Raw genomic sequence first — 21,985 nt, 5'->3', positions numbered from 1 at the left:
TAGATGGCAAAATGAGCATGCAAAGGTTCCTGCCTTTTCGAAACCGATAATCAGGCGCCAGTGCTCAAATCGGTTGGAAACCAGTGGTCCAGAATGAATTGAAGAGTGCAGTTGCCATTGAACTCATTCACTTCCAGCCGGTACACCGCATCGATTGTTTCCGGAAGTGGAATAGTATGGAAAAACAGCATGGCATCATAAAGACGGCCTAATTTGTTCGAGCTATGTTCTCCGGGCTGTGTTTCCTGCCGCCTCAGTTTTAATTTGAGATGTTTCTCCCCGATGACTCGCTGAGTTTCCACTCGAAAGCGGGCATTGAACGCAGGCTGGGGGAAACCCTGCCCCCATACCTGTTCCGTAAGATGCAACGCCAATTCCGGATTCAATTCGGATTCATCCAGACTCCCATCGGTTTCGATAACAAGCGCGAGACCCGCCGGGGTAAGCAATGTTTGCGTGATTTGCTCGAAAGCATCACGAAATTTTTCGAAATCAATGGCACGGAGGGTCAGTCCCGCAGCTGCCGCATGGCCTCCAAATTTGAGCAGCAGGCCCGGGTGACGCTTGGAAACCAGATCCAATGCATCCCGCAGATGGAAGCCGGGAATAGATCTCCCCGAACCTTTTATTTCTCCATCGCCACCTGATGCGAATGCGATGACGGGACGATGAAATCTGTCCTTTATGCGCGATGCGAGTATGCCGATCACGCCCTGGTGCCAGCCGGGATCGAATAGGCTCAAGCTATAGGTATTCAGGGAGTTGTCAGTGGTATCTTGCCCCGCATTTTGCCTATGATGCGTGGAAAAGGCGGTTTCCAGCATAGCCAGAGCGCTGTCCTGCATATCCGCTTCGATTTCCCTGCGCTGACGGTTGAGCGCGTCGAGTTGCGCAGCCAGCTGCAAGGCGCGAGATTCGTCATCGGTGATAAGGCATTCAATCCCCAGCGCCATATCGTCGAGCCGGCCGGCGGCATTCAATCTCGGCCCAAGCATAAAACCCAACTCGTAAGCGGAAGCCCGACGGTAATCACGCCGCGCGACTTGCAACAGGGCGTTGACACCCGCGCAGCCACGTCCTTTGCGGATGCGTTGCAAGCCTTGCCGCACCAGGATGCGATTGTTGTCATCAAGTTTCACGACATCGGCTACGGTGCCCAATGCGACCAGGTCAAGCAGGCTGGCCAGATTGGGTTCTTTTCGGGGAGGCGCGAATATTCCTCTGGCGCGCAATACCGCCCGCAGCGCCAGCATCAGGTAAAACATCACGCCCACTCCGGCAAGATGCTTACTGGGAAAATCACAACCGCGCTGATTGGGGTTTACAATAACGGCGGCATCCGGCAGTTCATCCCCGGGCAGGTGATGGTCAGTTACAAATACTTGCATACCGAGACGATTGGCTTCCGCTACGCCTTCCACGCTGGCAATGCCATTATCCACTGTGATGAGGATATCCGGACGGTTCATGGCGGCCGCGGCGAGCCGCACGATTTCCGGCGTGAGACCATAACCATATTCGAAGCGATTGGGAACGAGATAATCCACTATCGCGCCAAATTTTCTTAGGGCACGTATGCCAACAGCACAAGCGGTGGCGCCGTCCGAATCATAATCGGCAACGATGAGGAGGCGCTTACGCGTAAGAATTGCGTCGGCCAGGCACGTCGCCATGATGGAAACGTTCTTCAGATGTTCAAATGGAACCAGCCGCGACAGTTCGACGTCAAGTTGATTCGGCGCTTCGACGCCACGCGCGGCATAGACGCGAGCCAGCACCGGGTGTAAGCCATATCGGACCAACGCCTCGAAGGCATGCGACGGATATTCGCGAATGATGATATTGGGCATGCGCGGGTTATCGGAATCCTTAAATTTCCAGTATAACGCCTACCGCTTTATTCGCGCTTCCTTCTAGTTGCCCTGTAATGAAACTACCCGTTATCCATTCACTGTATAAGTCGGACTCAAAAGTGGTAGTGTGCTCCGATACCGATATATTCGACCCTTTCCTTATAAAACTGGCCGGTTGGAGAATTGCCGTGAAAATATTCCATGAGAAATTGGAGCTTGCGGCCGAAGGCCTGAAAATTATCGAATTGGACCCCGGCCCTGGCGGATACATCGGTATTCCAATTGTTTTGTTCCCAGTTTTTCAAGTCTACCGCCAGGATCGGTCGCATTGAGGCAAATTCTATGCGCCAGGGACTTCTGAACTCCACGCCATAGTGTATTAACCAGGGCTTGATTGTCGATGGTTGCTTGTGAAAAATACCACCCCCACCCCCATAAACCCGTACTCCATACGGAAGCTCGTAAGAAAGCTTGAGATCAGCTCCCTCGTAGCTGAGATTTATGCGCTCCAAGGTGGTTCGCAGCAGGAACTCGTCACCAAGATGTGAGCTTTGATGGAAAATTCGGCCAAAGGCGGAAAATTGACGTGCGCGAACGCTTGCGTAAACCGATGCAATAAAATCTGTATTGATGAGATCGGATGAGCGAGCATCCAGATTGAAGTCACTGAAGACGCCAGCCTGAAGCCCCGTCTCCCATTGCACAATGGATTTCCCCAGATTTGCCCGATAAAACGGTATCGTCTCACCAAAACTGACAGCCCCATTGTTATTTCCATCGATATTATCCCCGATATAATTGCGATAGGCGGCCGAGAAGTGAGCCCACCGAGGATCAGCCAGTAACGGTTTAAACAAATGGCCGGTGGGTAGAAAGCCTGTCGCAAAAACTGTTTCCGGTGGACTTTCGGGGGCGCTTCGGGTACCAGGTGCCGCAGGAGCGGCTATAACCTGCTGATTGATGTTTTCCGGCCTTCGGTCCGCCGGCTGCATGATTTGAGGATTTGCTATAGCCTGCTCACTGGTGCTTTCCAGCGCTATTACACCGGTGACGCCGGGGATTTCCGATAATATCTGTAAAATTCGTGTTCGGTCTTCCGGCGTTAAATCGCCTACCGGTACCGTAATAACGCCGTTTCGTACAATCAGGGAGGAGAGATCAAGCTTGAAATCACGTTTGAGAGCCCCCGCAGCATAACCCGCAATATAAGAATCATCGGGTATTGCAGCGCTGACAGCGGATGGATGAAATAAAATGGCTGCAAGGATGGGTAAAAACCCTGAAGCAACTGCCATCTTTTGACCGTACAGTCTGAATAACCAGGAGAGCGTGGATATTTTTTTTCTTGGCATTCTTCACCTCTGTTTAAATGATCTGAACAACGGTTTTGTTTAGTTCAAGCGCATCGGCAACCAAAAAATATTAATGAGAAAATGGAGTTATGTCGGTACGCTTCCACACAAAGTATTGTTTCCAATAATTGAAATTACCGGTACCTGCTGAGAGAAGCGGCGGGCCTGCTTGCGAATTTCTGCTAAATCACAGAAACTGATGACATCAATTTAAGGTGATCTCTTATCATCTTCCATCGCAAGTCTCTGTTTTGATTGAGGGGTGAAGAAGGTGATATTGGGTTTGTGTATTTTGGCCGGCACTTATCTGTCAGGAGCTCAGCACTGAAGCAGTGGCTTTTACTTTCTCTCGCGATTATCAGCGAGGTTGTGGCGACCTCCGCCTTGAAGGCGAGTAACGGATTTACACAGTTGTGGCCCTCGCTTTTAGTGGTGGCAGGTTACGCTATCGCCTTTTTTTTCCTGTCGTTGACCTTGCGCACTATTCCGGTGGGAGTGGCGTACGCCATCTGGTCCGGTGCCGGCATCGTACTCATCACGCTCATTGCCTGGTTGGTTTTTGGACAATCACTTGATATGCCCGCTGTCATTGGACTGGTGCTTATCATTGCCGGTGTGGTTGTTTTGCAAGTATTTTCAAAGTCGGCTGTACATTAGCTGCCGGACTTGAGGGACACTCCCGAAAAAAACGTCCCGATCCATGCTGCTCGGGCCAGTGGAACCCATCGGCTTCAACATCCCTTAAGCCTGTCTCCATCCCATCACTTGCCTGGATTCCCCAAGCCCAACTGGCTGTGAGGTGTACCAACGTCCAATTGTACCTGTAGCCAAAGTTGCTACGATGCAAACATGCTCAACGCTGAGTTTCAGCGTAATAGCCCTAGCATCGGGAGCTTCATATCATGAACACATCAAAAATTTTGTTGCAGTCGGCGGCATTGCTGATTGTTGTATTTTCCGGGAGCGTCCACGCTATCCCGATATTGCAAGTCTATGCGGCGGGCGCCACGGATGAGGGTACTTATTCCGTGCAGTATAACCATGGCAGCATGAGCCGTCCGGAAGCTGATAGCGTATTATTTCCTGTGCATCCCTCTGCATGGAATGAAAATACTGGCGGTAATAGCCTGTTAGGTGAATTTAGCGGACTCAAGTTGCTTTATAGCCTCTACTCAGCCTTTGCGGCGCCGCTGCTGAGTTCGCCCGCCGCCGGCTTTACAATCTTCGACCTTCCCCTGGGGGAGATCACCGCGAATGATGAAGGTATCGGATCGAGCGAGGATGAAAATACAATTATTGGCTTTCTCGCCACTCTGGGTCTCGACGCGGCGGATTGGGGGAAAACCGAGAGGAGCCCGGAGGCTCCTGGCCAGCAGGCCCCATCGGATCAGGCTCCCAACAACACCGTGACTCCGCGCCGCGCGAGGACTGAATGCTCCCAACGACATTATGGGCAGCCGCAAAAGTCCGGTTTGCGGGAAGATGATCTTTGTTTCGGTGGAGGAGGGCCATCCGGCGCTGGTAGCAGAGGGGGCCGAGGTTTGCTCACTGCCAGGAGCGGTGATGCTGGCGGCGGGTCAGGTGGAGGCGCCCCAGGTAGTAACGGTTCGGGTAGTAATGGCCCCGGTAGTAATGGCCCGGGTGGTAACGGTCCGGGTAGTAATGGCCCGGGTGGTGGAACTGGACCTGGCGGCGGTGGTCCTGGTGATGTCGATCCTCCCACCACCATTCCCGGTGGTCCTGGTGATGTCGATCCTCCCACCACCATTCCCGGCGAAGTGGGCACTATTCCGGAACCGGCGACATTAGTGCTTCTCGGCCTCGGTTTCGCGAGCATGTACATCGTGCGTGGCCGCAAAACGGCGTCTGCGTCGAGAAACCAACCCTATCGAAATTAATCAGGGGAATGTCCGACAGGCTGCCAGGGAACTTCCAAATAAAAATATCACATGCTTTTCTTCGCCGGGAGTGCGCGTTTGTCCGGGGAGGGGAGGGGTGTTTTCTCAAATGGGGAGTGCTTGAGTATAAGTTTCTGCCCGACCCGCAGCCGTTCGTTACCATTGTTCCATGACTTTATTTGTGCGACGGTGACACCGTAACGCAGGGCGATGCTGGATAGCGCGTCACCCTTCTTGACGGCATAGATGAAGTCGCGTTGAAAGATTCTCGGCGCAACGGGCTTGTCGTTCATAATGGAAATATCCGCACCATCAGCATATTTGCTAAGCGGTACCAGCAACGTTTGTCCCGGCATAATTCCGCCACGTCCGTGAATGTCATTGACGAGTTTCAATTGCTGTAAGCTGATGCCGTACCGTGCCGAAATTTTTTCTGCGGTTTCCCCCTTTTTTGCCTGGTAGGCTTGCCACGATACCAGGGGCTTGTCGTGATTCCTCAGATTTTCGGTAAAAGTATCTACTTTATCGACCGGGAGCAACAGGATGCGTGATCCATTGACATTTATGACAGGCCGGTTGTGGGCGGGATTGAGCGCGTTAAACTCATCCACGGAAATATCCGCCAGTTTTGCCGCCAGTTTTACATCCATATGGCGAGTCGTCGCGACTTCTTCAAAATAAGGCTGATTAGGTACGGACTCAAGCTCGATACCAAAGATTGCTGGATTGGAGATAATATTTTTTATGGCAATCAGTCGCGGAACATAGCTCTGGGTTTCTGGCGGCAGGTTGATATTGCGAAAATCCTCTGGCAGCCCATTATCGCGGTTTTTCATGAGTGAACGCCCCACCGCACCCTCGCCCCAGTTGTATGAAGCAAGCGCAAGCTCCCAGTCGCCGAACATGCTATAGAGGTTCTGTAAATAATCCAGCGCAGCGCGGGTGGCCGCGACAATGTCCCGCCTGTCATCATGCCACCAGTTCTGTTTCAAACCGTAGTCCTTGCCGGTGGATGGAATAAATTGCCAAATGCCGGAGGCATGGCTACGAGAATAAGCCTTGGGGTTGAAAGCGCTTTCAATAATAGGCAGCAACGCGATCTCGGCGGGCATGCGGCGGCGCTCTACCTCTTCAACGATATGAAACAGATAGCGTTTGCTGCGTTCAACAATGCGCTTTACATATTCGGGGCGGTTGACATAGAAATCCTCCCCATTGCGCACCTCATCGCTATCCATTTCAGCCATGGCGAAGCCGCTACGTATACGCTCCCATAAATCGGCTGGAGGCGCCGGTATCGCGGCGGTGGAATCATCCGTTTTATCCGCTTCTTCAGAGGGTGTATCAATGTTGCTTTCCGCGACGGGAACATCTTCGGATTTTTCGTGAGCTTCCGCCGGGATAGATTGAGAAGTTGGCCGGCCAGCGGGTTCTGCTGCGTAGGTGGTAAGATTTGCGGTTGTCAGCGCCAGGCTGATAATCAGGAACACTATGGATTGTTGTATTCGCGGGCTTTCGACTAGTGGCATGACCATTCTGTAAGATTTGTAATTTTGAATGTGGTGTAGGTGGATTTTAAAATCAGCAGGGCTGAGATAAGCTCCCGATAATGCAACGGCAAATAAACACGGAATCTCCGTCGGTACTGCGTGGCAAATTATCCACGTGTAGTAGACTGATCCTCAAATTTACCTAGCTCTACCAACGGTAAAGGCTTCCATCCCGATTTGCGGTGTTCCACGATAATATTGGTGAAAATGCCGCCGCGTACGAAAAATTTGGCAGTGAGGCGAAGGTATCTTGGCTTCAAGACGGCGGCCAGGTCATCGACAATGCGATTCGTGACAGCCTCATGGAAAGCGCCTTCATTTCGGTAAGACCAGATGTAAAGTTTAAGGCTCTTAAGCTCGATGCACTTTTTATCGGGGATATAGTCGAGGATCAGGGTGGCGAAATCCGGTTGCCCTGTCTTTGGACAGAGGCAGGTAAACTCCGGAATTTCCATATGAATATGGTAATCTCGCGCCGGTGTGGGATTGGGGAAGATTTCCAGTTCTTTTGTGGGACGACTGGGCATTCTCTTATCTCGGTCAAATCGGTTAGAATGGTCTGCTCCCAAGTGGATCTTTCACGAATGACGTTAAGATTTTACATTAGGGCTGCACAATTATAACTGTTTGCGAACGATAAATTGCGTCTCTCTCATATCAAACTCGCAGGTTTCAAGTCCTTTGTCGATCCCACAGAAATTCCCGTTCCCGGTGATCTAGTCGGGGTTGTGGGCCCAAATGGGTGCGGCAAATCCAATGTAATCGACGCGGTCCGCTGGGTTCTGGGCGAATCGCGGGCATCCGCGTTACGCGGCGAATCCATGCAAGACGTTATTTTCAACGGTTCCGCCAATCGTAAGCCGGTGGGACGCGCAAGCGTCGAGCTGATGTTTGACAATAATCTCGGTAAGGCGGCGGGGCAGTGGTCGAGCTATGCGGAGATCTGCATCAAGCGGGTGCTGCAGCGGGAGGGCGAGTCGACCTACCATATCAATAATATTCATGTGCGCCGCCGTGACGTTGCCGATATTTTTCTTGGCACCGGCATAGGCGGGCGTGGCTACGCCATCATCGAGCAGGGCATGATCTCTCGCATCATTGAGGCAAAGCCGGAGGAGTTGCGCATATTTCTTGAGGAGGCGGCCGGGATATCAAAATACCGCGAGCGCCGCCGCGAGACGGAGCTGCGTCTGGCAGATACGCGCGAAAACCTTTTGCGGATGAGCGATATTTGCCAGGAACTGCAGAAGCAATTGCTGCATCTGGAAGAGCAGGCCAGGATTGCCTCTCAGTTCAAAGATATGACGGCTCGGCTGCATGCTGCGCAGAACCTTTTGTGGCGAGCACGCAAACAGGAAGCTGCCATGCAGCGTGCCGCCGCGGAAAAAGAGTCCCAGTCTTTGCAAACAGCTCTCGAATTCGAAACGGCGAACCTGCGCGCAGCGGAAAAGCGCTTGGAAGACAAGCGTGCCCAACATTATGCCATCGGTGACAGCCTGCATGAAGCTCAGGGCGAGCTTTACGCCGCCAACGCGGAAGTCGCGCGTATCGAACAGCAGGTACGGCACTTGCGCGAGAATCATCAGCGTATGGAACAGCAGATCACTATGGTTAGAGGTCAGCTTGCACACCATGAAAAACAGGTGGAGGAGACGGGTGACGGCCTGCACCACTGGTATGGGGAGCTTGCACGCGCATGCCAGGAGCGCGATACCGGCAAGCAGAAAGCCGAGGCAGAAAATGATAAATTGCCGCAAGCGGATTCAGCTTTTCGTTCGTGCCAGCAAAAATTGGCTGAAACACAGCGCAACCTGCTCATGGTTGAGCAGGCTGGCCAATTAGAAGAAAGTCATCGTGCTCATGCCGAGAAAAGCTTCCAGCAGCTTGAGGCCCGCCGCACAAAACTAATGATGGAGCGAGATGGCTTGCTCGAGCCGGATGTCGCAGAGTTATCCCATTTACACAGGGAGACGGAAGGCACTGCAATCGGCCTGAAACAGAAACAGGAAGTGCTTGCGCAAACTGAAGATCTGTTGCTAGCTGCGAACGAAGACCAACGTGAATTGGCGCAGAAAGCGCAAATGCTGGAGCAGCAGATTACCCAGGCGGAAGCCCGGTTCAACGCCCTGCAACGCTTGCAGCATCGGCTCGAAGGCAGCCAGGGATTAAATGCGTGGCTTGTCAAACACCGGCTGGATGCGGTGCCGCGTTTATGGCAAAGCATCCAGATCGAGAAAGGGTGGGAAGATGCGCTCGAAGCAGTGCTGCGAGAGCGTCTTAACAGCGCACAGTTGGAGCAATTGGAAGCTGTGCAAGACTGGGTAGATGATTCGCCTCCCGGAAAATGGGCATTGTTTGAGTCTGCGGGATCGCCGGTACGGCGCGAGTCTATGAATGCCATGACAGAAAACAAGGAAGGTTGGACACCGCTGCATGGGTATCTCTCTTGTGAAAATGCGGGGATAAGGTCCGTGCTGGACGAATGGCTGAGCGGAATATTTGTGATCGAGGGAATACCGGAGGGCCTTTTACAACGAACGAAACTCTCCTCCGACGAAATGCTGGTCACGCGTGAAGGTCATATTTTCACGCCCCACAGCCTTACTTATTATGCGCCGGATTCGCAATTGCATGGGGTATTGGCGCGGCAACGGGAGATGACGCAGATTAAAATCGAGGCGGATACGCTGAAAGTCAGCCTCTCTGCTGAGGAATCCACCCTGGAGTCAGCGAAAGAAAATTGCCGGGAACTGGAATCCTCAGTATCGCGTCTGCGTCATGACGCTGGAGAACTGCAGCACCAGTACCATCAGGCACAAATGCAGGCATTGAAACTCACTCAGTTAGCCGAGCGGGCTAACCAGCGCCGGAGCCAGATTGATGGCGAGCTAACGGAAATCGACCATCAGGCGGTTGCGGAAACTGTCCGAATGCAGGATGCCGAAACAAAGCTGGCAGAATACCGGATCCAGATTGGAGTTTTGCAGGAACAGGTGCAAGAGGAAAAACTGGCGGGTGAAGCAGCGGAACAGTTTCTCCGCACCCAGCGTCAACTTGCCCAGAATGCGGTGAAGGAAATGCAGGAAGCAGCATTTCATGAAAAAACTTGCCAGAATAAAATCAATGAGATGGAGAATTCTATCCAACTCATCAACGAAAATATCATAGAACTTAGAGCCAATCTGGAAAAATTACAAAATGATCAGGGCAATTTCGATGAAACCTCGCTGAACGATCGTCTCCAGGAGTGGTTGTCATTGCGGGAACGACGGGAACATAAGCTGGCGGCGGTAAGAAATGCCTTGGAAAGCGCGGCCAATGATCTGCGCGGAATAGAGCAAGAGCGCATGACTTTCGAACAAAAATTGCATCCGCTGCGGGAATCCATTAACAGTGCGCGCCTCAAGGAACAGGAAGCAAGACTTACTGAGAATCAGTTTGGCGCCCAATTAAAGGAGGCGGGAGCGGACGAGGAGGAATTGATGCAAATTCTCGGGAAAACGAGGCCCTCCTCCTTGCAAAGTGATATTAATCGTCTCAATATCGAGATAACCGCCCTGGGTGCGGTTAATCTGGGGGCATTGGAGGAATTGCAGTCCGCCCAGGCACGTAAAACATATCTCGATTCGCAATCTCAGGATCTAAAAGAAGCGGTGGAGACTCTGGAAAATGCAATTCGACGGATAGACCGTGAGACCCGCGAGCGTCTGTTGGAGACTGTCGACAAGGTTAATGGTCATCTGAATGAGTTGTTTCCCACCATGTTCGGCGGCGGGCAAGCGAAGCTGGTATTAAAGGGAGAGGAGATTCTTGATTCTGGCATACAGATCTTTGCACACCCCCCGGGTAAGAAAAACAGCTCTATCCATTTGCTGTCCGGGGGTGAAAAAGCCCTTACCGCGCTGGCGCTCGTGTTCTCGCTGTTCCAGTTGAATCCGGCTCCATTCTGCTTGCTGGACGAAGTGGATGCGCCACTCGACGACAGCAATACCGAACGTTTCTGCAATCTGGTAAAGAGAATGTCGCGTCATACCCAGTTTGTGTTCATCAGCCACAATAAAATCACGATGGAGATGGCGCAACAATTGATAGGTGTCACCATGCAGGAACAGGGCGTCTCACGCGTAGTTGCGGTAGAAATCGAAGAAGCCGTCAGACTGAGTGATACAGCCATGGCGACCTGACTGGCATGGCGGATATGAGCGAATTGCAGATCAGCCTGATCGCCATTGGTTTCGTGGTGGTACTCGGGGTGGTTTTCTTTAACTGGATGCAGCAGCGGCGCTATCGGCGCGGCGCGGAAGAGGCGTTTTCACAAAAACATGAAGATGTGTTGCTAAAAGCCAAAACGGATGCTTTAACTACTGAAGATGAACGGGTTGAACCGCAACTCGGTAAGGAGATACTACGGGAATTGCGGGGGGAGCCAGGCGCGGAATCTGAATCGACGGAAGTTATGGAGCCGGATCTGACTGTCGCCCCCGCAACGGCCGCACCGGATGATTCGCCTACATCAGACAGTTCAACCGCATCAGCCAGTTCAACCGCATCAGCCAGTTCAACCGCATCAGCCAGTTCAACCGCATCAACCCGTTTGGCCGCATCTTATGAACAGGGGCCCGTCAGTCATGGCAGCGTCGTGGATACGGTCGATTATATCGCTGATATTCGTGCCGGAACATCTGTCGCAGATGCAGAGCTGGCGGAGGTATTGCAGCGGAAATTCGATTTCAGCAAACCGGTGCGATGGCTGGGACAAAGAAGTCTAGGCGCGTCTTGGGAAGAAATTACAATAGAAACAATTGGCAAGGGTGGTTATATTAACTTGAAGGGCTGTCTGCAGCTGGCCGATCGTGCCGGTCCCGTAAGTGAGGTAAGCTTATCCGAGTTCCATGACATGGTGCAGAACTTCGCAACGCGTGTGAACGCGGTGGCGGAGTGTCCCGATGTCCGCCAAGCGTACGCGCACGCATTGTCGCTCGATCAGTTCTGCGCGGACGTGGATGTCATGATAGGTATCAATATTGTCAGCAGGGATAATAGTGTATTTACCGGCGCCAAGATCCAGGTCTTAGCCGAGGCATCAGGTTTTAAGCTGGGAACCAATGGGGCTTTCAGCTATCGCGATGAAAACAATTCTGTATTGTTTTCCCTCAATAACCATGAGTCCTCTCCATTTCTTCCCGACAGCATGCGTATGGTCACCACTCATGGCATTACTTTTCTACTCGACGTGCCCCGGGTGGCAAACGGCGAGAAAATTTTCGGTGAAATGATGCATCTTGCCGGGATTTTTTCCGACACCCTCGGGGGCATCATGGTTGATGATAATCATCAACCCCTCAGCGATAGTGGTATCGGCAAAATCAAACAACAGTTGAGCGCCATTCAATCCATGATGCTGGCACGTAACATTCCGGCCGGCAGCGAGATTGCGTTGAGACTGTTTGCGTGAATGAACGTCCCGGATCACATCTCGCACCAAGCACAGAATCTGCGCCATACCATCGAACTGCATAACTACAATTATTATGCACTGGACACCCCCACCATTCCGGATGCCGAATACGATAAGCTATTCCGGGAGTTGCAGGAACTTGAGCAACGCTATCCCCAACTCGTTACACCGGATTCTCCCACGCGGCGCATAGGTGCCGCACCGCTCAAGGCATTTTCGCAAATTGTTCATCGCACACCGATGCTTTCCCTCGGCAATGCGTTTGAGACAGCCGAGGTGGACGCCTTCGACCGGCGCGTGCGTCAGACCCTCGGGGTGGACAACGTGGAATACATGGTGGAGCCAAAATTTGATGGGCTTGCGGTTAGCCTTCGGTACGAAGAGGGGGTATTTACGACCGGCGCGACCCGTGGCGATGGATACATAGGCGAAGATGTCACCTTGAATTTACGTACCGTCAAATCCATTCCCTTGCACCTGCATGCCGGGTTGGGCAACGAATCACCACCCGCCCTGCTCGAAGTGAGAGGCGAGGTGCTGATGCTCAAAGCTGATTTCGAGAGACTTAACCGTCAACAGCGTGAAAAAAATGAAAAGGAGTTCATAAATCCCCGCAATGCCGCAGCCGGGGCGTTGCGGCAGCTTGATCCCGGCATTACCGCTACTCGACGGCTTACGTTTTTTGCGTACGGCATTGGTGCGGATATCGATGGAAATGTGCCTCACGATAAACAAAGCCGCATATTGGATTATCTTGCATCGCTACACTTTCCGGTTGCCCGTGAGCGCAGCGTGGTGAAAGGTGTGACGGCATTGCTGGACCATCACCGTGAGATAGAAGGCATGCGTGAATGCCTGCCTTACGATATAGATGGCACCGTATATAAGGTGAATGATTTGGCTCAGCAGGTAAAACTCGGGTTTGTTTCCCGGGCCCCCCGATTTGCCGTGGCACATAAATTCCCCGCCCAGGAAGCGGTAACCGAAGTGCTGGGAATCGATGTGCAGGTAGGTAGAACCGGTACCTTGACTCCAGTTGCACGACTGAAACCGGTATTTGTGGGGGGGGTTACTGTAACTAATGCAACACTGCATAATGAGGATGAAATCCGGCGCAAGGATGTGATGATCGGAGATAGCGTCATTGTACGGCGGGCGGGTGATGTGATTCCCGAAGTGGTTGCCGTACAGAGGGAAAAACGATCAATGCACGTCAAGTCTTTCGTCATGCCCGATCACTGTCCGGTTTGCGGGGCGAGAGCGGTACGTTTGCCTGGGGAAGCAGTGACACGCTGTACCGGTGGACTATTTTGTCCGGCGCAGCGGAAACAGGCAATTCTGCATTATGCGTCACGCCGCGCCATGAATATTGATGGTCTGGGAGACAAGCTGGTCGAGCAACTGGTGGATAACGCCATTATCAGAACCCCAGCGGATCTTTACAGACTGGGCCTGGCTGCGCTGGCCGCCCTGGAGCGCATGGCGAAAAAATCCGCAGGTAACATCATAAATGCTATCGAGAAAAGCAAGCATACTACGCTGGCCAGATTCATTTATTCTTTGGGTATCCGAAATGTCGGTGAAACTACCGCCAAAGACCTTGCCCGGTATTTTGGGAATCTCGATCGATTGATGACAGCGGATACGGAAGTCTTGCAGCAAGTACCGGATATCGGCCCGGTGGTGGCTGAGAGCATTGTTGATTTTTTTGCCGAGCGACACAATCTCGAAGTCATCGAGCAATTACGTGCGGGCGGGGTACGGTGGGAAGAAGGCTCAGGCACACAGCTGGCGGAGGCGGACTCCGGTGTCGGCCTTGGTCAGCTCAGAGGCAAAACTTTTGTATTGACGGGCACTCTGCCTAATCTCTCCCGAGAAGATGCCAAGGAAAAGATCGAAGCATTGGGAGGTAAAGTCACAGGCAGCGTTTCGAAAAGAACTGATTATGTTGTGGCCGGCAGCGACCCTGGCAGTAAATACGACAAGGCGGTCGAGCTGAGGATAGCCATCCTCGATGAGAGAGGGCTGTTACAATTGGTGCAGGATTCACAGATTGATGGACGTTCAAATTCCGAAAACCCTTAGTCGAGTAAGCTTATGCCAAAAATAACCAAGGCCGTTTTTCCCGTAGCGGGTATGGGTACCCGTTTTCTCCCAGCAACCAAGGCCAGTCCCAAGGAAATGATGCCTGTGGTGGACAAACCGCTGATTCAGTACGCCGTAGAAGAAGCCATTGCGGCGGGTATTACAGAGATGATTTTCATTACGGGGCGTAACAAGCGCGCAATCGAAGATCATTTCGATAAGGCTTATGAAATGGAAACAGAGCTGGAAGCTCGGGGTAGACACGAGACGTTGAAAATATTGCGAAGCATTCTGCCGAAGAATGTTTCCTGTATCTATATCCGGCAGTCGGAGGCCCTGGGGCTGGGCCATGCAGTATTGTGCGCGCGTCCAGCGGTGGGCAACGAGCCGTTTGCCGTACTGCTGGCGGATGACTTGCTGGTTGGCGATGAGCCGATCACGCAGCAGATGACCGGGGTATATGAACAGAATGGCTGTTCTATACTGGCCGTGCAGAATGTTGCACCGGCAGAAACAGTGAATTACGGTATCGTGAAATGCGGGCCGGGAATGAATAGACTTCACCCCATTACAGGAATGGTGGAGAAGCCTGAGCCTGAAAAAGCGCCCTCGACTCTGGGCGTGGTGGGTCGTTACATTCTCACGCCAAAAATTTTTACCCATCTGGAAAAAGTCGAACCAGGTGCCGGTGGAGAAATTCAGTTGACAGACGGTATCGCTTCGCTGTTGCAGGAAGAGCGTGCGCTTGCCTATGAATTCTCGGGGATCCGCTACGATTGTGGAACCAAGATCGGCTATCTTAAGGCAACTATTGCGCTGGCACTGGCGCATCCTGAAGTAGGGAAGGAGTTTGGGGATTATCTTGACTCGCACGATTGCCGCGCTCCCCTGGTTTGATATTAGGCGTCCTTTTCAGGTTTTGCTAGGTATTGCATATTGATGCTATCTTCCGACGAGGCAGAGAAGATCCTCGGCAGAGCAGAGCAGATATATTCCGCTGCCGCCGTATCACAGACTGTCAAACGTATGGCGGCAGATATCACTATGGAGCTGGCGGGCAAATATCCATTGGTGTTGAGTGTGATGGGGGGTGCGGTGGTGTTTACCGGACAACTATTGCCGCTATTGGAATTTCCGCTTAATTTCGATTATCTGCACGTCAGCCGCTATGACAACGAAATCCAGGGTGGCGAAATCAATTGGAAGGTTCCGCCTCATGAAAACGTGCGAGACAGGGTAGTATTGGTGCTGGATGACGTTCTTGACGAAGGGATTACGCTTGCGGCAATCCGCGACTGGATCATGGGTCATGATGCGGCAGCGTTTTACAGCGCGGTTTTTGCCGAAAAAGATCTCGATAGACCCAAGCCAATCAGTGCAGATTTCGTTGGTGTCATATTGCCGAATCGTTACGCGTTCGGTTTTGGAATGGACATACATGGCGCGTGGCGGAATTTGCCCGCGATATATGCGTTGAAAGAATGAACCCGGATCCGGCAGTTGACTGCTCATTTAGTCGATCAGTATTATGATTAACGAAATATCCTATTATTTGACGCTCATCTCTTGGGCGTGTCCACTACGCTTAATAAGCGTATTTCCAAAATCTTGCACTGTTGGTTCCTGAAAGTATGCTCGCAATAATAGGTGGCACCGGCATGACCCAGCTCGCCTGCCTTGAGATATCACATCGGCAGATTATGAGAACTCCCTATGGCGAGCCGTCCGGTCCTCTGACTTTTGGCAAAATAAACGATCATGAAGTGGTGTTCCTTGCGCGTCACGGCTACGGACACACCATTCCGCCCCATGCGGTGAATTACCGCGCCAATCTTTGGGCACTGCAATCATTAAACCTTTCGCGAGTGGTATCCGTCGCGTCGGTGGGCGGGATTCGTGCCGATTTCAAGCCTGGTATGATTGTCATCCCCGATCAGATTATTGATTACACCCATAGCCGCAAGTATACTTATTACGACGGCACGGACAGGCCGGTTACCCATATTGACTTTACCGAACCTTATTGCCCGATAACGCGAAAACGCCTGCTGGAAGCGGCAAAACGGGCAAACGAGAAAATAATAGACGGTGGTGTCTATGGCGCCACCCAAGGGCCACGTTTGGAAACCGCTTCGGAAATTAATCGGCTGGAGCGAGACGGTGTGGATATGGTGGGTATGACCGGCATGCCGGAAGCAGCATTGGCAAAAGAATTAGGTCTCTGCTACGCGACTATCGCAGTCGTGGCAAATCATGCTGCAGGTCGTGAAACAAGTGCTCATGCCATCCGTCTGGAGGATGCTCATGCTGTTCTAGAAAAAGCGATGGTGGGTGTCAGGAATATTCTCGAATGGGTGGTGGAGCTCGATGTCGATTAGACCGGTGCTGAAAATGGGTGATCCCCGTTTGTTGGAAGTAGCCAGAAAAGTGGAGAAACTCGGCACATCCGAGCTCGATGACCTGATTCAGGATATGCATGACACGATGGAAGCGCTGAATGGCGCGGGGCTGGCTGCACCGCAGATTGGAGTTGGCCTTCAAGTCGTGATATTCGGTATGAAGCGCAATCCAAGGTATCCCGATGCGGAAGAAGTGCCTTATACGGTGCTGGTGAATCCCGAAGTAGCACCCCTCACGCGAGAAATGGAACAGGACTGGGAGGGCTGCTTGAGCGTTCCCGGTATGCGTGGCATGGTGCCGCGCTTTACCAAGCTTCGCTATCAAGGCCTGGATCAATATGGCAGGCCTATCGACCGCGAGGTGGAGGGGTTCCACGCTCGTGTTGTGCAGCATGAGTGCGATCACTTGCAGGGTATCCTTTATCCCATGCGAGTCACGGATTTTCGGACATTCGGTTTTACCGACGTTTTGTTTCCGGGTCAGGCACCCATGGACGAGTAACAAGCAGATCGCGAAAATCCTTGCCGGGAATGGTCAGCCGGTCTGGCTAATCTGTTTTTCATCCACTATCAAATCGGAACAGGCGAGCTGCTGCGCTAATAATTGGGCCAGGTGACGGGCACTTCGTTTCCCGCTTTCGACGATGATATGTGCTGTTTCCCGGTAAAGCGGATCACGTTGGGCATAAAGTTCAGCCAGTTTCCTGCGAGGATCCGAAGTTTGAAGCAATGGCCGGTTCTTGTCCTGCCGGGTACGCCGCCATAAGTCGTCAACGGTCGCCCTTAGATAAATTACCGTACCACTGCGTTTTAACATCTCACGATTTTCGATACTGAGCACCGCCCCACCTCCCGTGGCAAGCACGATATTTTCGCTTTTCAGCAGCTCTGTCAACATCTCGGTTTCACGCTTGCGAAAACCAGTTTCGCCTTCAATTTCAAAAATTACAGGAATGTTGACTCCGGTGCGTTTCTGGATCTCGCGATCCGAATCAAAAAAAGTTTTGTCTAGAAAGTGAGCCAGTAATTTGCCGATAGTGGTTTTCCCTGCGCCCATCATGCCCACCAGGAAAATGTTACCGCTCGTTTCATTTGCGCCACCGTTCTCGGTTTTTTCTGACGCCAGTCTTGCATTAGTGGAATCCATACATGCAATTGTAGCGGAAATACCATAGCGCGCACATACAGACAAAGGCACGATCGAGCTTGAGAATCCAGGCGCTGTAAGCAGCGCTGGTATGCGGGATAAGAGCACAATTGGCCGATTATGACTTGCTACGGAAGCAAGACCGGATTTTGGGGGCTGGCAACGCGGGCGAGGTTACATGCAGGAAAGGTTTTCGTCAATCCGCCCGGATGAGGGGCGCTTTGCTGAACTCCTCCTTGCTCAGCCTCCCATCCCGATCAACGTCCAAACTCTTGAAAACCTGAGCCGGCATTTTTTGCTTCTCGGCTTCTTGCGCGCTTATGTAGCCATCATTATCCGTGTCATATAATTCCCAAGGAGGGTTTATACCTTTCTCGCTTGATTCTGCAGGTGTTTGAGCATGAACCAACGACGAGATGCCGACAATTAGTATTGCCGATAAGGGTCCCGTTTTCTTTCGTAATGCCGGAAAGTGATTCACTGTGTCTCCTGAATAACCATCGGTGAGGATGCGGATAAAGATCCCTCAATTCATTAAAAGGTAGATTATTACTAAAACAGACGCAGGTACGCCTAGAATCCAGGCGAGAAAATATTTACCCATAATAGTTCTCCTGAGAAAAAGCTTGAGAGAAAACTTATTGGATCTTGCATCTTCATAGCATATTTATCCCCGATAATCGCCCCGTCATGGAAAGCGCGTGCGTGAGCGCTGGTTATGCGAGCGTAACAAATGCACCACTGAGGGCAACACTTGCCGTATCATCAATGTTTTGGCCTTGCCACCCAGTAGTCCCGCCGTAACGGCGGCGCCGGTTCTTGTTGCCCTGCGCAGGGATCCACGGGGCATTATCGCCAGCACCGCCACCAATCCCAAGGCAGCGGAATAGGGGTGGCGCGTTAGAAACTTGAACGTATGGCTGCGCGGGAATACATGCAAGGCATCGGCAGGAACATCCTCTTCTTCCATGTGGCTGAACCTGGACCGATAGGCGTCCCGGCTGGCGTGCATCCGATCCAATAGCGCTTTTTTTTCATCTTCAAGGGAAGCGCTCATACTACATCCTTCATCAATTTGACATCCTGCCGCAATTCGTCACGCAGGGTATCAAAAGTGGAAGCAGGGCTTGTCTTACCTTGGCTTCCCATATAAGCCGCGAAGGCGATCAAGGTATAACAAGCCGCTACGCCCCATGCGGCGGCCACCCGATAAGGGGTATCCCAGCAAGTAACGATGATGGCAAGACCCAGGAAAATCAAGCTCAAGATAGCGAAAAGCATTACCACCACAAAACTGATTATCCGTTTTTTTAAACTCTGCTCCTGAATCTCCACGGATATTCTTACCAACTCAAGATAATCGTCGATGCGTTCCAGCGCAATGACGGCCAAGTGCCTGGCTTTTTTGATGGTTTCAAACATGGCGATTTGTCTCGACTAATATGCCAGCGCCAGAATCAACTAACGACGGGTAATCAACAGGCCAAGCAGAAAGCCGGCCAGCGCCGCATAACCGACCGATTGCATGGGATGCTCTTTTACGTAGTCCTTGGAATACTCGACGCCATGATCGAACTGTTCACGGGCATCATTCGCCATCTCGGTGGCGGCCTCTCGGGTAGAATCAATTTTTGCCAGCAGCTTTTCCTTGGCTTCTTCCACCTCGGCTTCCGATAAACTGGAGATACGGGAGATCAGATCACCCAGATCGGCCCGGAGATTGGCCAATTCCTCGCTGGCGACGGCACCAGCCCGCTTGCCAGCCGATTTGGCGGCGTCACCCACCTTGTATGCCGCAGTACTAGCGCGGTGCGTCATATGTTTCAACTCAGCCTGTGCTTCATCTGTTTTAGTCCGGGAAGTATTGGTTGCCATGGTTGACTCCTTTTTTTAGTGGAAAGTATGCGGTGCTTTCAGCACGAATGAAATACCAGTTTCCCGCAATTAGCAATACGGGTATGTACGTTGACACACATAATAAAATCGATTTGTGCTTCATCCCAGATATCCAATCAGGCGGCTCTGCGGACCTACCCGAGAGCTGGCGGTCAGTTTGGGGCTGTTTTTGCCGCTTGCCGGGGATCCATGGATCAAGCTATGGACTTCTTCCAATCGGCAAACTGTCTCGCACTCGCTTCGCCATCCTCTCGTGGCCTGGGGGATTATCTGGGCTTGTTCGATTATCTCATCTGTAGTTCGTTACTATACACTTTAGGGCCGGTGTAATCGATAAACCGAATGGGTTGGTAGAGGAAAGACAGTTTCGAATTCCAAGGAGCATCTTCTGTTCCACGTAGGTTCAAATTGAGCGAACCTGCGCAACAATGCTATAATACTGCGCTAATCTGGCTTTACTGCTGATCCTGTTGTGAAAATCAGCTTAAAATCGGATTAAATTCACATATCCGCCTATTCCAAGGGTGCTCTCCGGTAGAGCGACGATGGCGGATAGAGGCTCAACCCAAAGGAGAAACTCATGTCAGTAACGATGCGGCAAATGCTGGAAGCGGGCGTTCATTTTGGACATCAGACCCGTTTCTGGAATCCCAGGATGGCTCAGTATATCTTTGGCCATCGTAACAAAATACACATCATTAATCTGGAAAAAACCCTGGCGATGTACCAGGATGCGATGAAGTACGTGCGTCAATTATCCGCTAACAAGGGCACGATCCTTTTCGTTGGCACCAAGCGTCAGGCGCGCGATATCGTGCGAGAGGAAGCGATCCGCTGCGGAGCCCCCTATGTCGATCAGCGCTGGCTCGGCGGGATGCTGACCAATTTCAAGACAATAAAGCAATCCGTCAAGCGCCTGCACGACATGGAAGCAATGATGGAGGATGGCACGCTGGACAAGCTTTCCAAAAAAGAGGCGCTGGATATTCAGCGTGAACTGGAAAAACTCAATCGCAGCCTGGGTGGTATCAAGGATATGAAGGGAATTCCCGATGCCATGTTCGTGATTGACGTGGGCTATCAGAAAGGTGCAATCACGGAAGCCAAAAAACTCGGTATCCCCATTGTTGGCGTAGTTGATACCAACCACAGCCCTGAAGGGCTGGATTACGTAATTCCCGGTAACGATGATTCCAGCCAGGCCATACGCTTGTATGCACGAGGGGTGGCCGATGCGATTCTGGAGGGGCGTAACCAGATTGTTCAGGAAATCATCACAAACGAATCTGTGGAGATGGATGAGACGATCGCCGCGGAGTAGCATCAGCTTGGGCTGCAACTTTCGCACAGGCTGTCGGCAGCACTGATTTTATAATAGCTGCCGGCGAATGTAAGGCAGCGGTTTTACTAATTTTGTATCTGGAGTGAGTATGGCGGACATTACCGCACAAATGGTAAAGGAATTGCGCGACATGACCGGCCTGGGCATGATGGAGTGCAAAAAGGCACTGACTGAAACCAGTGGTGACATAAAGGCAGCGGAAGATCTGTTGCGGATCAAGAGTGGCGCCAAGGCAAGCAAGGCAGCCGGACGCGTCGCTGCGGAAGGAATGGTGGCGGCGTATATTGCACCCGATGGCAAGCTTGGCGCGTTGGTCGAAGTCAATTGCGAAACCGATTTCGTTGCGAGGAACGAGGATTTCATTCAATTTTCCCGCAGTGTGGCGCAGCTGGTAGCGACAGATAGCATTGCAGATACCGTGGCGTTGGCAGCCGCTGTATTGCCGGGTGGCGAAAATGTGGATGAGTTCCGAAAAGCGCTGGTGATGAAATTGGGTGAAAACATCAGTGTACGCCGTTTCGTGCGCTATATTGCAGAAGGGCATCTTGCTTCATATTTGCATGGCGCGAAAATGGGCGTCATGATCGATTACACCGGCGGTGACGATACACTGGGCAAGGATCTGGCCATGCATATCGCGGCCAGCAAGCCGATTTGCATTTCGCGTGAGCAGGTTTCACCGGAGCTGCTGGCGCGTGAACGGCAGATTTATACCGCGCAAGCGGCGGAGAGCGGCAAACCCGCCGACATCGTCGCAAAGATGGTGGATGGACGTATTGCTAAATATCTTGCTGAAGTGACATTGCTTGGTCAACCTTTCGTCAAGGATGTGGATCAGACAGTGGAAAGATTGCTTGCAGCGAAATCAGCCAAGGTTAATGCTTTTACCTTGTTCATCGTGGGGGAGGGCATCGAAAAGAAATCTGGCGATTTCGCTGCCGAGGTGATGGCTCAGGTGAGCCAAATGAAGGAAGGCCAGGCCTCACAGCCAAATTAAAGATGTTC

The 21,985-nt window shown here is 52.0% G+C and carries 20 protein-coding genes; 11 read left to right on the top strand and 9 right to left on the bottom strand.

Translation table 11 applies throughout. From position 1 onward, the window contains the following. Positions 1 to 50: 50 nt before the first annotated feature. Together recJ and SQ11_RS00640 are read right to left on the bottom strand one after the other, a co-directional pair. Positions 51 to 1,850 carry a single-stranded-DNA-specific exonuclease RecJ gene (gene recJ / locus SQ11_RS00645; RefSeq protein WP_041512202.1) on the bottom strand — a complete coding sequence of 600 codons (1,800 nt, stop codon included), beginning with the start codon at positions 1,848 to 1,850 and terminating at the stop codon, positions 51 to 53. Between the two features lie 116 nt (positions 1,851 to 1,966). Beyond that, positions 1,967 to 3,205, bottom strand: a complete 1,239-nt coding sequence (locus tag SQ11_RS00640; RefSeq protein ID WP_041512201.1) for a DUF1207 domain-containing protein — start codon at positions 3,203 to 3,205, stop codon at positions 1,967 to 1,969. 324 nt (positions 3,206 to 3,529) lie between these two features. Here SQ11_RS00640 and SQ11_RS00635 point away from each other — a divergent pair, with 324 nt between their 5' ends. Both SQ11_RS00635 and SQ11_RS16265 read left to right on the top strand, forming a co-directional pair. Further along, on the top strand, positions 3,530 to 3,862 hold the full coding sequence (locus tag SQ11_RS00635; protein WP_041512461.1) for a multidrug efflux SMR transporter: 333 nt from the start codon (positions 3,530 to 3,532) through the stop codon (positions 3,860 to 3,862). A gap of 245 nt (positions 3,863 to 4,107) precedes the next feature. Continuing rightward, positions 4,108 to 5,103 carry a PEP-CTERM sorting domain-containing protein gene (locus SQ11_RS16265; protein ID WP_052493895.1) on the top strand — a complete coding sequence of 332 codons (996 nt, stop codon included), beginning with the start codon at positions 4,108 to 4,110 and terminating at the stop codon, positions 5,101 to 5,103. Positions 5,104 to 5,150: 47 nt separating this feature from the next. On the opposite strand, the gene SQ11_RS00625 is transcribed toward SQ11_RS16265, so the two are convergent. After that, positions 5,151 to 6,632: a transglycosylase SLT domain-containing protein gene (locus SQ11_RS00625; protein ID WP_232297838.1), complete on the bottom strand. Its 1,482-nt coding sequence runs from the start codon at positions 6,630 to 6,632 to the stop codon at positions 5,151 to 5,153. A 128-nt stretch (positions 6,633 to 6,760) separates the two neighbouring features. Then, the gene (gene queF, locus SQ11_RS00620; RefSeq protein WP_041512199.1) at positions 6,761 to 7,180 is read right to left on the bottom strand and encodes a preQ(1) synthase; all 420 of its coding nucleotides are present in this window, start codon (positions 7,178 to 7,180) and stop codon (positions 6,761 to 6,763) included. Positions 7,181 to 7,294: 114 nt separating this feature from the next. Between queF and smc the strand changes: the two genes are divergently transcribed. The 7 genes from smc (at position 7,295) to def (ending at position 17,097) form a co-directional block, all read left to right on the top strand. Continuing rightward, entirely contained in the window at positions 7,295 to 10,837 is a 3,543-nt protein-coding gene (gene smc, locus SQ11_RS00615; RefSeq protein WP_041512198.1) for a chromosome segregation protein SMC, read from the top strand. A gap of 14 nt (positions 10,838 to 10,851) precedes the next feature. Then, entirely contained in the window at positions 10,852 to 12,108 is a 1,257-nt protein-coding gene (locus SQ11_RS00610) for a cell division protein ZipA C-terminal FtsZ-binding domain-containing protein (RefSeq protein ID WP_306463955.1), read from the top strand. Then, entirely contained in the window at positions 12,109 to 14,196 is a 2,088-nt protein-coding gene (gene ligA / locus SQ11_RS00605; RefSeq protein WP_041512196.1) for an NAD-dependent DNA ligase LigA, read from the top strand. It begins immediately after the preceding gene. Between the two features lie 12 nt (positions 14,197 to 14,208). Next, positions 14,209 to 15,093, top strand: coding sequence for a UTP--glucose-1-phosphate uridylyltransferase GalU (gene galU, locus SQ11_RS00600; protein WP_041512195.1), 885 nt, complete (start codon positions 14,209 to 14,211; stop codon positions 15,091 to 15,093). 42 nt (positions 15,094 to 15,135) lie between these two features. Beyond that, positions 15,136 to 15,681, top strand: a complete 546-nt coding sequence (locus tag SQ11_RS00595; protein ID WP_041512194.1) for a hypoxanthine-guanine phosphoribosyltransferase — start codon at positions 15,136 to 15,138, stop codon at positions 15,679 to 15,681. Between the two features lie 146 nt (positions 15,682 to 15,827). After that, positions 15,828 to 16,574 (top strand): S-methyl-5'-thioinosine phosphorylase, encoded by a 747-nt coding sequence (locus SQ11_RS00590; RefSeq protein WP_041512193.1) that lies wholly within the window; start codon positions 15,828 to 15,830, stop codon positions 16,572 to 16,574. Beyond that, positions 16,564 to 17,097: a peptide deformylase gene (def, locus tag SQ11_RS00585; RefSeq protein ID WP_041512192.1), complete on the top strand. Its 534-nt coding sequence runs from the start codon at positions 16,564 to 16,566 to the stop codon at positions 17,095 to 17,097. Before SQ11_RS00590 ends, def begins: the two co-directional genes overlap by 11 nt. A gap of 33 nt (positions 17,098 to 17,130) precedes the next feature. Here def and SQ11_RS00580 read toward each other — a convergent pair whose 3' ends face one another. From SQ11_RS00580 to SQ11_RS00560, 5 genes are all read right to left on the bottom strand, one after another. Beyond that, entirely contained in the window at positions 17,131 to 17,655 is a 525-nt protein-coding gene (locus SQ11_RS00580) for a shikimate kinase (protein ID WP_052493934.1), read from the bottom strand. A 283-nt stretch (positions 17,656 to 17,938) separates the two neighbouring features. Continuing rightward, the gene (locus tag SQ11_RS18175; protein ID WP_041512191.1) at positions 17,939 to 18,223 is read right to left on the bottom strand and encodes an EF-hand domain-containing protein; all 285 of its coding nucleotides are present in this window, start codon (positions 18,221 to 18,223) and stop codon (positions 17,939 to 17,941) included. 207 nt (positions 18,224 to 18,430) lie between these two features. After that, positions 18,431 to 18,799 (bottom strand): hypothetical protein, encoded by a 369-nt coding sequence (locus SQ11_RS00570; protein ID WP_041512190.1) that lies wholly within the window; start codon positions 18,797 to 18,799, stop codon positions 18,431 to 18,433. After that, a complete protein-coding gene (locus SQ11_RS00565; protein ID WP_041512189.1) occupies positions 18,796 to 19,164 on the bottom strand; it encodes a phage holin family protein in 369 nt (122 codons plus the stop codon). Before SQ11_RS00565 ends, SQ11_RS00570 begins: the two co-directional genes overlap by 4 nt. Positions 19,165 to 19,203: 39 nt before the next feature. Continuing rightward, positions 19,204 to 19,617: a DUF883 family protein gene (locus SQ11_RS00560; protein ID WP_041512188.1), complete on the bottom strand. Its 414-nt coding sequence runs from the start codon at positions 19,615 to 19,617 to the stop codon at positions 19,204 to 19,206. Between the two features lie 601 nt (positions 19,618 to 20,218). On the opposite strand from SQ11_RS00560, the gene rpsB reads away from it, so the two are divergent. Both rpsB and tsf read left to right on the top strand, forming a co-directional pair. Next, entirely contained in the window at positions 20,219 to 20,959 is a 741-nt protein-coding gene (gene rpsB / locus SQ11_RS00555) for a 30S ribosomal protein S2 (RefSeq protein ID WP_041512187.1), read from the top strand. Positions 20,960 to 21,068: 109 nt separating this feature from the next. Further along, positions 21,069 to 21,977 carry a translation elongation factor Ts gene (gene tsf / locus SQ11_RS00550; protein WP_041512186.1) on the top strand — a complete coding sequence of 303 codons (909 nt, stop codon included), beginning with the start codon at positions 21,069 to 21,071 and terminating at the stop codon, positions 21,975 to 21,977. Positions 21,978 to 21,985 lie beyond the last annotated feature (8 nt).

Source organism: Nitrosospira sp. NpAV (assembly GCF_000832065.1).
Classification (GTDB): Bacteria; Pseudomonadota; Gammaproteobacteria; order Burkholderiales; family Nitrosomonadaceae; genus Nitrosospira.
Note: the sequence above shows the minus strand (reverse complement) of the source record. Positions and strands in the feature narration are given on the sequence as shown.

What these genes read in the sequence shown, in the direction of transcription:
- recJ (WP_041512202.1), bottom strand. Translation starts at nt 1,850, where the DNA reads ATGCCCAATATCATCATTCGCGAATATCCGTCGCATGCCTTCGAGGCG.
- SQ11_RS00640 (WP_041512201.1), bottom strand. Translation starts at nt 3,205, where the DNA reads ATGCCAAGAAAAAAAATATCCACGCTCTCCTGGTTATTCAGACTGTAC.
- SQ11_RS16265 (WP_052493895.1), top strand. Translation starts at nt 4,108, where the DNA reads ATGAACACATCAAAAATTTTGTTGCAGTCGGCGGCATTGCTGATTGTT.
- SQ11_RS00625 (WP_232297838.1), bottom strand. Translation starts at nt 6,632, where the DNA reads ATGCCACTAGTCGAAAGCCCGCGAATACAACAATCCATAGTGTTCCTG.
- queF (WP_041512199.1), bottom strand. Translation starts at nt 7,180, where the DNA reads ATGCCCAGTCGTCCCACAAAAGAACTGGAAATCTTCCCCAATCCCACA.
- SQ11_RS00610 (WP_306463955.1), top strand. Translation starts at nt 10,852, where the DNA reads ATGAGCGAATTGCAGATCAGCCTGATCGCCATTGGTTTCGTGGTGGTA.
- ligA (WP_041512196.1), top strand. Translation starts at nt 12,109, where the DNA reads ATGAACGTCCCGGATCACATCTCGCACCAAGCACAGAATCTGCGCCAT.
- galU (WP_041512195.1), top strand. Translation starts at nt 14,209, where the DNA reads ATGCCAAAAATAACCAAGGCCGTTTTTCCCGTAGCGGGTATGGGTACC.
- SQ11_RS00595 (WP_041512194.1), top strand. Translation starts at nt 15,136, where the DNA reads ATGCTATCTTCCGACGAGGCAGAGAAGATCCTCGGCAGAGCAGAGCAG.
- SQ11_RS00590 (WP_041512193.1), top strand. Translation starts at nt 15,828, where the DNA reads ATGCTCGCAATAATAGGTGGCACCGGCATGACCCAGCTCGCCTGCCTT.
- def (WP_041512192.1), top strand. Translation starts at nt 16,564, where the DNA reads ATGTCGATTAGACCGGTGCTGAAAATGGGTGATCCCCGTTTGTTGGAA.
- SQ11_RS00580 (WP_052493934.1), bottom strand. Translation starts at nt 17,655, where the DNA reads ATGATGGGCGCAGGGAAAACCACTATCGGCAAATTACTGGCTCACTTT.
- SQ11_RS00570 (WP_041512190.1), bottom strand. Translation starts at nt 18,799, where the DNA reads ATGAGCGCTTCCCTTGAAGATGAAAAAAAAGCGCTATTGGATCGGATG.
- SQ11_RS00565 (WP_041512189.1), bottom strand. Translation starts at nt 19,164, where the DNA reads ATGTTTGAAACCATCAAAAAAGCCAGGCACTTGGCCGTCATTGCGCTG.
- SQ11_RS00560 (WP_041512188.1), bottom strand. Translation starts at nt 19,617, where the DNA reads ATGGCAACCAATACTTCCCGGACTAAAACAGATGAAGCACAGGCTGAG.
- rpsB (WP_041512187.1), top strand. Translation starts at nt 20,219, where the DNA reads ATGTCAGTAACGATGCGGCAAATGCTGGAAGCGGGCGTTCATTTTGGA.
- tsf (WP_041512186.1), top strand. Translation starts at nt 21,069, where the DNA reads ATGGCGGACATTACCGCACAAATGGTAAAGGAATTGCGCGACATGACC.